Consider the following 14,975-nt stretch of genomic DNA (forward strand, 5'->3'; position numbering starts at 1 on the left):
TTGCACGAATGCCACCGCTCTCATTTTTAAATTCATCATCATGGTGTTGCTGTTCCTTGTACAACACTCATCGGTGAAGTCGCTGGCGCTACAGGCGCTTGTCCTGCAGGCATCGTTTGCGCTGCGACGACACGAACACCTTTATTCGTCACCACTTGATCAACAAGAGTCATACCTGAATAGCCTGAACCTGTAGTTGGGCCAGATGCGTTACCACTAATTAAACGGAAGTTCACTTTTACAAACACTTTTGGATTTTGTTTGCTACGCCACACCATTTCAAATGAATTACCATTTTGTGTACGCTGAGCGCCTTCAACCAATCGGTTAATACCATATTCACCCGGCTCATCAAAAATCGTATGCGTTTGACCTTCCAAGTCAATTGCAGTAATACGTGCACCCGGAATTGCCTCTTTATTTGGCCAAACGAAGTTCACCCATTGCTGAACACCGTTTTCATACACCATACGCTGACCATCAATATCAATGGTATATGAAAGCAACTGTGTATTTTCTAATGGGAAGAACTGGAAGTTCGATTGATTGGTTGCCGCAGGTGCTGCTTGACTCAATTCCCCTGTAGCAACGCCATTACTTGGCGCAACATAGCGTTGGAAGTTCGCTACAAATTGTGGATTTAAACCAATGCCCAAATCTTTCCATGTTTTCGTGGTTAAGGTATAGCCTCGACGAATCACCAATGGATCCAAATATTCTTTTACAAAACGAGCGATACTTCCGTTTTCACCAAAAATTTGGCTAATTTCATTACTGGTCGCTTGTAAAGTAGCATTGCTATTAAATGGATATTTAGGTGCAAGATTGGTTGTAAATGGTTGATACGCTTGCATTGCCCATAACTTATTAATTTCGTTTTGAGCTGGGATCAGTAATACTTCAAATGACTGGGTCACCGGCTGCATAAAGAGCTTTTGAATCAACTGCTGGTCTAATTCATTCAGACCCACAGACATTTTTTCATCCACAAATTTTTGCGTGCTATTAAAGACAGAGCTTTGATCATTGATGGTTTGTTTCACCAATGTCATGCTTGCAGGCCCCATATCACCGCCACTCTTCAAGTCATTAAACTTACTACGTACTTGACTCAAAGACAGCATGTATTCATCTAAAATAGATTTGTTTTGCTGATCATCACGCTTACGAACCAATTGATAGAACACATCAAATTCTTTTGCAATAACACCTTGACCGGCTTTAGAAGCAACTTGCTGTGCCTGCTGCGCATCATCACGGCTGAGAACTTTACGTTTAAACCACGCAATAAAGCCTTTCTGAGGTGCTGCCAGTTCTGCTTGAACAATTGGATTATCCCAGCTGGTTTCTTTCGCAATACGGTCAACCACTTTACGAATTGGCGAATTTTCAGGTTCACCTAAAATATCAATGAAACGTGACTGCTGAGCGACATCTGCGCCTTTGCCATAATGCACAGCATTTAAGAATTTACGCCATTCAGCGATATATTCCTGCTTATATAGTTCGGTTAACTGTTTACTGATTTGATCTGGACTACCACTAAACGTCAGGTCATCCGATCGATTGGTATTGAGTACCCAGTCTTGGGTATCTGTCGGATTATTCGCAGCTTGGTTAATCGCATCTTTTACATAATCATTCCAAGCTTGGTAAGTAAAAATACCCGGCAAGGCATAACTACCTAACATGCTGTTTTGGCCTGTTTCACCTAATATTTGCTTCACTGTCACCGCAGGGAAACGTACCGAACCACGCATTTTAATTTCATTATAAACGCGGTCACGTGCAGGAATACCCATAGTAACAGCCGTCAATAATTGACGTGTTTGATCAACCAATAAAGGATCAGATTCCATTTGCGGGAACGCAGGATCAGCAGCTAAAGTCATCGCATAAGATAAAACTTGTTCGGCTTTTTGAATCATTTCCCCACGTGGCATTTGACCACGATTTGAATCTAACCATGAACGCCAGAAACGAGTAACTTGGTCACTCAAATGGCTCGATTCCATATATTTATGATTGCTCATCATCAAATACGCCTTCAGTGCATTGTAGGCATCCTGAGGATTAGTATCCGATGGTTCTAAATAGGGCTGATTTGATTTCACAGCTTGAGTGATTTGCACATTGACGTGATTTTCTTTCAACGTCGCTTCATTGGCTTTAACGCGTTGTAAGTACTGCGCCATATTTTGCTGAGATGGTGCTAATACAATTTGTTGAATGCCACGTAAATACTCAACTTTGAGTTTTTCACGGATTTTATTGCCTTGGTATAAACCAAAACTATATTTCAATGGACGATCTTCATCAAAATGATCGAGCTGCTGTAAATGTCCTTGTAATATCAGCAATGCATCCAATTGAGTCGAAAGCTCACTTCCGCTACGGCTTTCCATTTGCACAACTTTGTCTAAGTCAGCTTGAACTTCCGCCACGAGTTGTTGGTTATTACGATACGACCAAACCCATAACCCAAGCACCACAGCAACCAATAACAATGCAGCAATAAATGCCATAAAGCGCTGACGTTTACGTGCAGGATTGATATGTTGTTTAACTAGATTTTTATCTTTTAAAATGACGGTTGAAAAGAGTCCTTTTAAGAAATAACCATGGTCTTGCGAAACAGAATTCGTAGGAATGCCAAACTCACTATCCGTACTTTTCACCAAATGAAAGTCTTCAGCGATTTGCTCGGTCATTGGACTTTCAATCACACCTTCTTGTAACGCACTGGTGAAATAGAACCCACGGAATACCGGTTTAAACTGATAAGGGTTGTCTTGAAACAACGTACCAATAAAAGTTTTTAACACTGGCTTTAAACTTTTAAACTCAAGTGGAAATGTCATTACACTTGGAGAAATATTTTGCGAATGACGACGACTCAAGTGCGTAGTACTGACGCTCTTCAAACCATCGTATAAAATTGAATAATGCTTTTCGAACATCTCAACGGCATGCTCAGATGAGTCTGGATCATAAGGCAGTGTTGCACCCCAAACTTGATCAAATTCATCTTTATCATAACAATCAAAAAATTCTGTAAAGCCAGCAATCAAATCCATTTTTGAAAAAACGATATACACTGGCGCAAAAATTTCTAAACGTTCCGTCAAATCCTGTATACGTGCGCGTAAGTTTTTGGCTAATTTGATTGATTTTTCAGGACTTTGACTAACAAGCTCCGCCACAGAAACAATCACGATTAAACCGTTAATTGGTGCTTTAGAACGGTTTTTCTTGAGAATATTTAAGAAACCTAACCATTCTGAATGGTCTTCGGCATAAACTGAATATCGACCTGCGGTATCGAGTAACACACCATCTGTAGAGAAAAACCAATCACAGTTACGAGTACCACTTAGACCTGCCGACACCATTTTCTGATGGGTTTCTTCAAATGGAAATCTAAGGCCAGAATTATAAATCGCTGAACTTTTACCCGCTGCTGGGTTACCAATCACCATGTACCAAGGTAATTCATATAGCGCTGCATTTCCCTTTTTGTCGCCAAGTTTTGATTTACGGATAAGTTGAATCGATTCTTTCATTTGCTGATTGATCAGCGCAAGTTCTTCTTTATTCTTTTGTTTGCCGTATTCAGCTTCATTATCTTTGGCAATAGCCTCAGCCAGCTCTTCGCCTTGCTGTTTATGATGATAATGCTGCACTAATTCATAAATACCCCACAGAATTAATCCGAGAATATAAACAGCAACCACAATGTAAAAAGTCTTTTGTGGAATCGAATTATGCATAGCCACAATGGCCACAAAAAATGACAAAGCCACCATCGCTTTAGGATTGGTGACGTACTGCCAAACATAACCGAGGATCGTATAAAATAGTGTGTTCACAATGTTCTCAATTTCGTCTTAATTCTAATTAAACAGTTTCTTGTTCAAGTTCATCTTCTACTGAAAATGCTTGAATAAAAGCAAATGTCGATTCTTGGTCTGTGCTATAAATCATGGCAGTTAACTCTTCTGGCAAGTGCATACCCAACATGAATCCAAAAATTTTTGCCAATTGCTGGGTATTTCCAAGATTCTGTTTTGTATATAAAAAATGATAGGTTTCAATCGCGGTTTCATTAAATTTATGCTGTAATTTTTTCACCACTTTCATATCTGTTGCATCATCTAACATCAATAAAAAGGGTTGTTCTTGATCATACTGATCTAAATTATTCAGTGCTTTAAGCTCTAAATTACGTTTCAACTCAGGCTCATGTGCCACCACTTGTAGCACTTTATTTGGAGTTAAACCTCGAACTTGAACGTCTGAAGCAGCCAAACACCAACTCGATGCAAACTCTGCAGCAATGTATTTTTCTTGTAACCACATCTTTTCATCAATCCATTCTTGGTCGATTTCAGAGTCAGCATTCAGAATCAAACTGACTTCAAACTTTTGTTTTGAAATCATCTCTAAAATGCTTAACCATTCTGAATAAGCGACTTGAGTGCCGATAAAATGTGGCTCGATATGAATTTGTTCGGGAATGATCGAAAATCCGTCAGATAGATATTGCTGAATAATTTGAGCATAATCATCATTCCATTGATGAATCAAATTATCAGCAAGCAAAATATGAACATTTATACGATTTAGACGTGAAACTTGCTGTGCATTGTTCGCCAAATGTTCTGGATGTTCATCTTGCGTATAATCTGGATCCACCCAACCCGGATGCATACGGTACTGATATGCCAATTCACTATCATAAAAGAGTGCTGATTGCTTCAGATGCTCTGCAATTAAAAATAGACTTTCAACGTGTTGCTCTAGTTGTTGCTGAATAAGTGACTGGATTCGTTTTTCACGCATGGTGATGGCACTATATTCATCATCTGCTTCTTCATTAGTGAGTTCATCTAAATCTTTGATTCGAAATGAAAGAACAGGCAAACCGTATGCATTAAATAACTTATCATCGAGTTCAGGACTTTTGAATTGTTGAATATCTTGGATAATTTGTTCGTTTTCACCAAAACTATGCCAAGCCGCTGAAGAATAAACATTTAAACGAAATTGCTGTACATCAATAGGCTTCGGTTTTGCTTGTTCAATGGCCTCAAGTTGTTGTTGCTCAGCTTGTTCTTCTGCACGTTTTTCAGCTTCAAGTTTTTTTTCTTTTTGATGTTGAATGCCCTTGTAAAGCAAATAAGGCGACAAAATAATTGCACATAAAGCTAAAGGAAGAAGTAAAAAGTATGTGACTAAATCGAAAGCCGTCGGATCATAGCCTGTATCTCGCCAGTAAAAAATCACGAAAGCAGTACACAAAACAAAAAGCGTACTAAAGGTTCCAATTATTAATTTCAGCATTATTTTGCATTCCCCATTAAGGCATAACAGGTTTCTGTATTATCGACCTGTTTATTCGGCTGTAAAAATGCTCCCTGAGCTAAACCAATTCCGCTCAAAGAATTTAAACACACCGGTTTTATTTCTTCTTTTTGTAAAATTAAGCGCACATCCACCATTAATGTTGGACTACACCAAGTTTGAATCATTTGTTTTAATTTTAGGCTGCGTGCCTGATTCGGTAAAAATGTTAAATAATCTTCATGATTTAAAGGTCCAATCACGATTTCAATTTTTTCGTCAATCTGTTGAATCTTCTCACCACAAAAAGTATTCAGCCCCAATAAGCTCGGCTGAGATCCACCTAAACATGTTCTCTGATCTTCTTCAAATACAAAAGTTTCAGGGATAAATTCTCGAATATCAAATTTCTGCTTAAAGATACAATTCAGCATGGTTTTTAATGCATAAGCTGTATTGTTTTGCCCCTGCATTAAACCTGAGAATTCAGCAAAATAATCATCTAAATCTGGCTGATCATGCTGGCTACTGATATAACCATTTAATGCATGTAAAATATCAAGATAGTGATTATCCTGCTCGATTTCATAACGAATAGGTAAATGATAATTTAAACTGGCATCAACATAATGTGCTGTTAATTTATGATTAAACAGCCCTAAAAACTTTTGTGTTTCGTGTCGCTGATGTCGCCCGCTGAGCTTAATCTTATTGGTATAGCTATAAGGTAATGCACCTTGAATACCCGTTAAACCCACCATTAAATTTGTCAGTTCAACTTTCTCATCGTTGAACTCTAAACTTTCAATTTCAGTGTTCGGGAAGTTCAAATTAAGTGAACTATTAAACTCAAAGTCATTGGCCCAATGGACTTGAGCTGCTCCATAAGGTGCATGTCTTAACAAACGAGTAGCTTGAACAAACTCGTAGGCTTTCGGTTCTTGGAAAAGTCCGTCAATTACAGAGCTTTCTTGCCACCAACGTTCTGCACGCATTGGTATAACTCCTGTTGACTATTTGCATCAAAAACCGAGACATCGACAAAGCTGTTCATATTGACTTTTAAATTAAAGATATGGGCCAGCAATTGACTAAATATATACAGGCTATGCCCTCTAAATATATCCGCATCGATATCGAGCTGTACTTTTAAGCCTCTGACAAATAATGGAAACGGTTTACTATCTACAAGTTTCTGCGTGGTAGAAAACTGAATATTTTTTATGGAATCGATAATAATTTGGTTTTCTTTCGATTTAGGTAAATTATACAATTCCAAAAGTTCTTTAATATGAGAGACCGCATCGCCTTTCATTAAAGACATATTATTCAAAGATAAATGTGAAATAACCCGCCACTGTTCTTGTTTATTTTGCTCAAAATAATACGGTAACGACGGTCGTTTGAGCATCAGGGCACGACGTGCCAAATTACTATCATTCAGTGTTAATGCATTCTGATCTTTATTATAACTTTCGTAAGGTAACTCACGATTACTACACAAAAGTTCAGTACTAATAAAATCGGACTGAGTACTATGCGGGTCTAAAGCACGAGATATGATTGAATAGTTTAATTCCTGATGTTTATTCTTCATCTGCTGCGGATTTAAACTATAAAAAAACTGGACTTTATCCTGATGATAATGACTCATTGCAAAAAAAGGCAGTACCGGATAATACACTTCATCTTGGTTACTTTTTTCACGCACCATATTCATTTTTAAAATGCTATAGGCTTGAAAATATTCAGGATGGTGTGCATCTGTCACCAATGGATATTCCATTCGCTTATGATTAATCTTTTGCGGCTCTGCTTGTTTATTGAAAAGATTAACAATTGGTGTAGCAAACAATTTAAAATTTGCAGCATTTAATTCAGAATAATTTCGAATCGCTGCTTGATCATTTAAATTGAGTTTAAAGTGCATTTGAACATCAAATTCACTATGTTCTAAACTTAAAAACTTAATGAAATCTAAATTTAGATTTAAAAAATTGAATTTTTCAGGAACACAAAAATATTCCATCAGTAAACGATATGCATGATGCGTATGCTGATCGATAGGTAGAACACTTTGAACTTCTTCAAAGCCCATAATTTCAAATGGATTGGCAATATCAAAAATGTGCTGCCCTACACGAATCGAAAAACTTGTAGTGGATTTAAAAATACTATCCAAAACCTGCAAAGGAAAATTAGAAATAGCGTCTAAAAAGATCGGCAAAGTTTCATTTTTGAGTAAAGCGTGCTTATTCGAAAAAATTTCAAATCCTAAGCTCAATGTGGCATTTTGATTTAAATGCATATGTGCCGATGGATGAGTTTTGAAATTGAGCTGTTTTAATTGAATCGGTAATAATGTGACTTCTTGTACCGTCTGATATTCACATTGAACACCGCGCGTACTTTTGGCTTTTAGACTGGTCGCCTTTGGAATAACGTGTCGATCTGTTAATTGCTTAATTTTATTTATATCTTCGAAGCTCACCACAGAACATGCAGGAAATGGTTTTAAATATTGAGGAAACATCACCTCAAAAATTGATCGGGTAAAAACGTCATAACTATCTGCAAGTTTTTTATCAATCCGTGCAGAAATTAAAGAAAAGGCTTGAATTAAACGCTCAATATGCGGGTCATCTATTTGTTCTTGGTTTAAAGACAAACGCTGGGCGATTTTGGGGTATTTACTGGCAAACTCACGGGACTGTTGTCCAAATTCCTGTAGTTGTTTTTCGTAATACGGTAACAGCTCTTCAATCACAGATAACCCACTTCATTAAGCTCTTGGAGAAATAACATATTGTTGTGTTGTTGGTTTTAATAAGGCATCAAAAATAACTGGTTCGTATAAAGGATGAATATTTAAATATGCCTGAATACTTAAACATAGTGCCCCCATATTATGGCCATCCATGAGCATTTCGACTCGAATCTGTTTTAAACGCGGTTCATGTGCAGCAATCGATTGCTCAATTGACTGGCAAATTTTGTCGCGATCCGATGGATTTGCTGTCGATAAGCCCACAAAATCGATAATGCCAAATTGCAAAATAGACTTTTTTGCTAATGGAAAGTCATCAATCAGTTCATCTAATTTTGCCACACGACTATTGAGGAGATCCTCTAAATCGGAAGCAACAGATTCACGAAGTTCTTGCAAAGACAGACCTTGAGTCTGTTGAGCATCAGCTGGTAATAAGCGGTCAAATAATGTGGTTCTAAAACCATAAGGATAAAGCTGATCGAGATTCATATCTTCTTATAAATATTTAAAAAAATGAAAATAGAGGCTACCCAAGTTAGCCTCTATCTGAATCCATCTATTACGCTGCGTATGAAGCAGTGTTGTTAGATAATGACCACTTCTTAGTAACAGCACCTTTCGCAGTACCGTTAATATCTTGTTGGTTATATGTCCACTCTACTGCAGCATATTTCAAACCAAATGATTCGTGTGGAACACCTTCATCATTTACAGTTGGAGTCACGCTAGAAACCAACACATGTTTCAGTTTGATTTGAAGATATTTAATACGTTTGTCGCCATTCGCACGGTAGAAATCAATTTGAACTTCATCAAATGTATAACCTGCTGAACATGCTTCCCAAAGTTTAGGGCTTGTCGCGTCTAAATCTTTAACAAAAACCATGTCAGAATGCTCTACACGTTCTGCAGTGTGACCACCCACACTTGAAGAAGTCGCAGATTTAGGTTGACGGATGTTATGCGTCCAAGAGTTTACTTCTAACCAACTCTTGTGCTCTGCATCACGAGATTCGCCGTCTACTTTGTACTTACCACGAAATTGAATGTATATATCTTTCATTGTTCTGAATACCTATTTATTTAAAGTTATTATAGTGTTGACCCAAAATTAATTTGAGGACTGAGGTAACTCGGTCACAAGTCGTAATGAAACAGACAACTCATCCAACTGGAAATGTGGTCTTAAGAAAACCACAGATTTGTAGTGACCAGGCAAAGCTGGATTTTCTACAACTTTTACAGAAGCTTCACGCAATGGATACTGAGCTTTAGCTTCTTGAGATGCACCATCATCAAGTAATACATATTGCGACAACCATTCATTTAAGAAGGTCTCAACATTACCCGCTGATGCAAAACTACCCACTTTGTCACGCATCATTGCTTTTAAATAATGTGCAATACGTGAAACTGCCATGATGTATTGGATCTGGCTAGACAATGCAGAGTTGGCATTTGCTGTATCGCTATCATATTTTTTAGGTTTTTGCGTCGATTGCGCACCAAAAAATGCTGCATAATCCGTATTTTTGCAGTGTACCAACGGAATAAAACCAAGATCACTCAGTTCTTTTTCACGACGGTCAGTAATGGCAATTTCAGTTGGGCATTTAAAGACCACTTCGCCATCATTGGTTTTGAACGTATGGACAGGCAAGCCTTCAACTAAACCACCACCTTCTACACCACGAATCGCAGCACACCAACCATGCATATCAAAAGCATTGGTTAGACGTGTACCAAAGGCATAAGCCGCGTTCATCCATAAATATTCATTGTGGTTTTCGCCGGAAACTTCTTCAACGAAGTTAAAGCCTTCAGTGGCAATACCTTCTTTTGGATCATATGGCAAACGACCCAATACACGTGGCATTGTCAATGCAACATATCGTGCATCATCACTTTCACGGAATGAACGCCATTGTACATATTCAGCGGTTTCAAAGATTTTAGAAACATCGCGTGGACGATCAATATCAGTAAAAGATTCTAGACCCAACATATTTGGGCTTGCAGCCGAAATGAACGGTGCGTGTGCAGCCGCCGCGACATGTGAAATTTGCTCAAGCAAATACATATCAGATGGTGTACGGTCAAACTCAAAGTCACCAATCAATGTTGCATAAGGCGCACCACCGAATGATCCATATTCTTCTTCATAGATTTTTTTGAACAATGTGCTTTGGTCAAAATCGGTCGCACCTTGGAAATCTTTAATCAGCTCTTTTTTCGTCGTATTTAACATACGAATTTTTGTTAAAGAGTTTGAAGGTGTTTCTTGGCAGAAATAATACAAACCGCGCCATGTCGATTCAATTTTTTGAAATTCAGCATGGTGCATGATTTTACTTAACTGAGATGAAATCAACGCATCAATTTCAGCAATACGCTTATCAATTGATAAAGTCATATTGTCCGAAACGGTGATGGTACCTGCCATGACTTCTTTGGCAAGTTCACCGATCAGACTTTTTGCACGATCATGTTCTTGATCTGTACGCGCAATACGACTTTGTTCAACAATTGAATCTAAAAGCGAATATTCTTCAGTTGCTTCAAGGTTTGCAGCAGTTGCAGTATTAAAATTACTCATTTTCTGCCTCCACACTCAACTTACGAATTTGATCAGTGTTATGTAACACTTCATCCAGTAAATCTTCTAAGCGTTCATTATTTGAAATTTTATTACGCAAGTCAGACAGACGCTCACGCGCGGCAACTAACTTTTGTAATGGATCAACCTGTTGTACAACTTGCTCTGGAGTGAAATCGGCCATGCTCTTAAATGTAAGATCTACCGACATTTTTCCACCGTCTTCAGTCAAGGTATTCTCAACTTGAAAATTAGCACGTGGCGCTAAAGACTCCATTACCTCATCAATATTATCTAAATCAACATTAATGAATTTCTTGTCTTTTAATTTAGTTTTCTCTACTTCAGATGCCGCAGAGAAATCACCTAACACCCCAACAACGAATGGTAACTCTTTAATTTCTTTACCGTCGCCAACTTCAACATCGTAAGTCAATTGAACACGAGGAGGACGAATTCGTTGAAGTTTTTTCTGTACACTTTCACGTTTTGCCATGAGTGCTTTTCCTTGTTATTTATTCTTCAATGTATCGAAAGGTGAACCACTGGCAGCAGGTTTTTTCGCTGTAGTCTGCGTTTTTGCTGTCGTGGTAGTTTTCTTTTTGCTTGCTGCTGTAGTCGTTTGTTTAGACTTGGTAGACGCTGTATTGGTTCGTTTTTTAGCTGGTGTTGTCTGTTTAGATTTCACATTGCTCGAAGATTCTGTACTTTTTTCACGAACATCTGCTGCAGCAGACGTAGATTTATCAATCGTCGGCTGAATATAACGAATATTATCCGACAACACTTTGGCAGGAGAATAGGTCTGTTCATCTAGAGTACGATTTTCATTACTGCGCATATGATTCAGCGCATTATAAGAAATAGCGATACCTGCTAAAAAAGTGACATCAGTAAGTTCAGGCGACTGATAGTTCTTTTCTCGCAGCAGATTGACCGCTTGCAATGCTTTTAAATTGTAACCATTAGCTTGATATTTTTTGGCAATATCTACAAAAATTTCATTTTTTAAGTTCTCATTTTTCTTATTTTTTTTGTCACATAACTGATTATAAAAACCAATAATCTCTGGATCTGTATCACCTACTGCCAGTGGATAATCCTTTAAACAGGATTTTTTCACAGATGCCGCTTTATCTTTTGCAAAAACGGTTTGTGTTAAACTAGCTGCTAAAATTATAGGTAATAAAACACTAAATTTATTCAAAATTGCCTCTGTATTTCTACGTGCTAAAACTTAATTTATGTGGATATGTGGAGAAATCACCACTTATTTTCCCGTGGGTTTTCTCTTCATTTATCAAAATTAAAAATATGCTGCAGATTTAACAAAAAATAAGCACATAGAGTCAATACAAAAATGTGCCAAATACTCCAAAGTTTGTAGACGATTTGTTTTTTTTTGTTTCATTTTATAAAAAAATCTTTTTCCTTTTTTTATTTAGTCTGTATTATATCGCCTAAAGCAAGACACTAAAAATATATAAGGTGTTGATTTTAAAGTTTTTATTTTTATAGCAAGAAAAAAGAGATCACAGTCAAACTTGTAAAATTTCGTACTGTGGATTCTAAATTTGATGAGTTATTTATGAATAATTTAAAAGTTTTAATTACTAAACTTTCACCTCACGCCCGCATTTCACTCGAAAAGTCAGCCAATACATGTATTTCACAGCAAAATTATGAAATCGAAATTGAACATTTTTTACTCGAATTATTAACCTATAACAATAAAAATGACCTTCAAATACTCTTAGAAAAATACAAAGTTTCTGCAGACGGTTTGGCAGATGACCTCAAAGAAAGTATCGCTCAACTTCCAAAAGGAAATACGCGCACCCCGATTTTTGCCCAATCCATTGTGCGCTTACTTGAACAAGCTTGGTTATTAGCATCTGCTGAACAAAATCCACAAATTCGTAGTGGTCATTTACTTGTTGCACTGCTTACCGCGCCAGATTTATACCAAATCGCAGCAAGAGCTTCTTCTCTATTCGATTTATTACCTATAGATACGATTAAACATAAATTTTTAGATCTTTGCCTAAAAAGCATTGAAAATGAAGATTTAGCAACTGCATCACCAGATGAAAAATCAGCAGTACAAACGAATGCAACTACGCCAGTTAAAACACCAGCTCTAGACCAATACACCATTAATCTTACTGAAAAAGCTAAAAATGGTGGCATTGATCCTGTGATTGGTCGTGAGTTTGAAATCCGCTTAATGCTCGATATTTTGATGCGTCGTCGTCAAAACAATCCGATTTTAACGGGTGAGCCTGGTGTTGGTAAAACGGCCGTTGTTGAAGGTCTGGCATTAAAAATTGCAACCAACCAAGTTCCAGATGCTTTAAAAAACGTCAGCATCCACACTTTAGATATGGGCTTGCTACAAGCGGGCGCCAGTGTTAAAGGTGAATTCGAAAATCGCTTAAAACAAGTTATTCATGAAGTTCAAGCCTCTGCACATCCAATCATTTTATTTATTGATGAAGCACACACGTTGATTGGTGCGGGTGGTCAAGCAGGTCAAAATGATGCAGCAAACCTGTTAAAACCGGCGCTTGCACGTGGTGAGTTAAGAACCATTGCCGCAACTACTTGGGCTGAATATAAGCAGTATTTTGAAAAAGATGCCGCATTAAGCCGACGCTTCCAAGTAATTCAGGTTGAAGAACCGACTGAAGAAGTCGCAATCGATATGCTGCGTGCCATGATTCCCGTGATGGCAAAACATTTCAATTTACAAATTGACGATGAAGCTATCGTTACTGCAGTCCATGCTTCGCACCGTTATATCACTGGCCGTCAATTGCCTGATAAAGCGATTAGTGTCTTAGATACAGCTTCTGCGCGTGTTGCGTTAACGCAAAATGCACAACCAGTAAAATTGGATCAACTTCAAGCTCAACTACATAATTTGAAGCTTGAATTAGCAATTCTTGAAAATGAACATAAGAATATCCCGATTCACCACGAACGCATTGAAAATGTAAAAACACAAATATCTACGCTGGAACAAGAAATTCAGTCGACTGAAACACAGTGGAAAAAAGAACTCGAATTCGTTCAACAGATTAAAACGCTTGAACAAGAGTCCGAGCAAAAACCAGAAAATATTGAAACTTTAAGCAATATTCGTAACCAATTGGCAACGTTACAAGGTCAAACGCCGCTTGTTTTTGAGCGTGTGAATGCACAAATTATTAATGAAATCATTTCAGACTGGACCGGTATCCCTGTTGGGAAAATGGTGAATGATGAAATTCAGCAAATTTTGAAGCTTGAAGCACAGTTAGAACAACGTGTGATGGGTCAAGATTATGCACTGCATCAACTGGTACAAGGCATTAAAACCTCCAAGGCAAAATTGGAAGATCCAAATAAACCTCAAGGCGTTTTCATGCTGGTTGGCCCAAGTGGTGTGGGTAAAACCGAAACTGCACTTGCGTTAGCAAACGAGTTATATGGTGGTGAGTCTCATTTAATCACCATTAACATGTCTGAATATCAAGAAGCACATACCGTGTCGTCTTTAAAAGGTGCTCCTCCAGGTTATGTCGGTTATGGCCAAGGTGGCGTACTGACAGAAGCAGTTCGCCGAAATCCATATAGTGTGGTTTTACTCGATGAGATTGAAAAAGCACACAGCGATGTTCAAGAGCTATTCTACCAAGTATTCGATAAAGGTACTTTGGAAGATGGTGAAGGTCGTGTTATTGACTTTAAAAATACCACTATCCTGCTGACTTCAAATGCTGGCTCTAGTGCCATTATGCAGGCTTGTTTAAATCAGCCAGTAGAAGAATGGCCGTCAGCAGAAGAACTTCTAGATGTATTAAAACCAGCTTTATATAAACAATTTAAGCCGGCATTTTTAGGTCGTATGCGTATTGTGCCGTATTTCCCATTGCACGATGATCTGCTCGTACGCATTATTCAGCATAAATTAGGCAAAATCACCGCGCGTATTGAAAAACAATATGGTACGCAAACACGTTATACCGACGATTTAGTCGAATTATTATTAAGTCGCTGTACTGAGGTCGATAGTGGTGCGCGTAATGTCGACAACATTTTAAATGCGACGGTCTTACCTGCTTTAGCCACTGAATTGTTGATGGCGATGAGTGAACAAAAGATTCCATCAGTCATTGAAATCGATGTCAAAGACGATGAAATTATTTATGTTTTAGATCCTAAAAGTAAACCTGCAAAAAAACGCAGCAGCAAAAAGACTAAAACCTTAGAAGCATAAGTTAG

At 37.9% G+C, this 14,975-nt stretch carries 10 protein-coding genes; 1 reads left to right on the top strand and 9 read right to left on the bottom strand.

Going from position 1 to position 14,975, the window contains the following annotated elements:
* Window positions 1–38: 38 nt before the first annotated feature.
* The 9 genes from tssM to MST18_RS08145 all read right to left on the bottom strand — a co-directional run bounded on the left by tssM (window position 39) and on the right by MST18_RS08145 (window position 11,832).
* The gene (tssM, locus tag MST18_RS08105; protein ID WP_180133784.1) at window positions 39–3,869 is read right to left on the bottom strand and encodes a type VI secretion system membrane subunit TssM; all 3,831 of its coding nucleotides are present in this window, start codon (window positions 3,867–3,869) and stop codon (window positions 39–41) included.
* A 28-nt stretch (window positions 3,870–3,897) separates the two neighbouring features.
* A complete protein-coding gene (locus MST18_RS08110; protein ID WP_180133785.1) occupies window positions 3,898–5,343 on the bottom strand; it encodes a hypothetical protein in 1,446 nt (481 codons plus the stop codon).
* Window positions 5,343–6,338 carry a type VI secretion system baseplate subunit TssG gene (gene tssG, locus MST18_RS08115; RefSeq protein WP_111885473.1) on the bottom strand — a complete coding sequence of 332 codons (996 nt, stop codon included), beginning with the start codon at window positions 6,336–6,338 and terminating at the stop codon, window positions 5,343–5,345. Before tssG ends, MST18_RS08110 begins: the two co-directional genes overlap by 1 nt.
* Entirely contained in the window at window positions 6,302–8,110 is a 1,809-nt protein-coding gene (gene tssF / locus MST18_RS08120) for a type VI secretion system baseplate subunit TssF (RefSeq protein WP_180133786.1), read from the bottom strand. Before tssF ends, tssG begins: the two co-directional genes overlap by 37 nt.
* A gap of 15 nt (window positions 8,111–8,125) precedes the next feature.
* Entirely contained in the window at window positions 8,126–8,602 is a 477-nt protein-coding gene (gene tssE, locus MST18_RS08125) for a type VI secretion system baseplate subunit TssE (RefSeq protein ID WP_078190770.1), read from the bottom strand.
* A 70-nt stretch (window positions 8,603–8,672) separates the two neighbouring features.
* Window positions 8,673–9,176 (bottom strand): type VI secretion system tube protein Hcp, encoded by a 504-nt coding sequence (locus tag MST18_RS08130; RefSeq protein WP_078190771.1) that lies wholly within the window; start codon window positions 9,174–9,176, stop codon window positions 8,673–8,675.
* Window positions 9,177–9,224: 48 nt separating this feature from the next.
* Window positions 9,225–10,709 carry a type VI secretion system contractile sheath large subunit gene (tssC, locus tag MST18_RS08135; RefSeq protein WP_168379480.1) on the bottom strand — a complete coding sequence of 495 codons (1,485 nt, stop codon included), beginning with the start codon at window positions 10,707–10,709 and terminating at the stop codon, window positions 9,225–9,227.
* Window positions 10,702–11,205 carry a type VI secretion system contractile sheath small subunit gene (gene tssB, locus MST18_RS08140; RefSeq protein ID WP_078193364.1) on the bottom strand — a complete coding sequence of 168 codons (504 nt, stop codon included), beginning with the start codon at window positions 11,203–11,205 and terminating at the stop codon, window positions 10,702–10,704. The genes tssC and tssB overlap by 8 nt, the downstream gene beginning before the upstream one ends.
* 15 nt (window positions 11,206–11,220) lie before the next feature.
* Window positions 11,221–11,832, bottom strand: coding sequence for a hypothetical protein (locus MST18_RS08145; RefSeq protein ID WP_180023731.1), 612 nt, complete (start codon window positions 11,830–11,832; stop codon window positions 11,221–11,223).
* 465 nt (window positions 11,833–12,297) lie between these two features.
* Between MST18_RS08145 and tssH the strand changes: the two genes are divergently transcribed.
* Window positions 12,298–14,970 carry a type VI secretion system ATPase TssH gene (gene tssH, locus MST18_RS08150; RefSeq protein ID WP_180133787.1) on the top strand — a complete coding sequence of 891 codons (2,673 nt, stop codon included), beginning with the start codon at window positions 12,298–12,300 and terminating at the stop codon, window positions 14,968–14,970.
* Window positions 14,971–14,975 lie beyond the last annotated feature (5 nt).

This window comes from Acinetobacter sp. YH12068_T (assembly GCF_024606005.1).
In the GTDB taxonomy this organism is placed as follows: domain Bacteria; phylum Pseudomonadota; class Gammaproteobacteria; order Pseudomonadales; family Moraxellaceae; genus Acinetobacter; species Acinetobacter amyesii.

Bases quoted from the DNA above. Each gene is read 5' to 3' on its own strand.
- MST18_RS08110 (WP_180133785.1), bottom strand. From the start codon at position 5,343: ATGCTGAAATTAATAATTGGAACCTTTAGTACGCTTTTTGTTTTGTGT.
- tssG (WP_111885473.1), bottom strand. From the start codon at position 6,338: ATGCGTGCAGAACGTTGGTGGCAAGAAAGCTCTGTAATTGACGGACTT.
- tssE (WP_078190770.1), bottom strand. From the start codon at position 8,602: ATGAATCTCGATCAGCTTTATCCTTATGGTTTTAGAACCACATTATTT.
- MST18_RS08130 (WP_078190771.1), bottom strand. From the start codon at position 9,176: ATGAAAGATATATACATTCAATTTCGTGGTAAGTACAAAGTAGACGGC.
- tssC (WP_168379480.1), bottom strand. From the start codon at position 10,709: ATGAGTAATTTTAATACTGCAACTGCTGCAAACCTTGAAGCAACTGAA.
- tssB (WP_078193364.1), bottom strand. From the start codon at position 11,205: ATGGCAAAACGTGAAAGTGTACAGAAAAAACTTCAACGAATTCGTCCT.
- tssH (WP_180133787.1), top strand. From the start codon at position 12,298: ATGAATAATTTAAAAGTTTTAATTACTAAACTTTCACCTCACGCCCGC.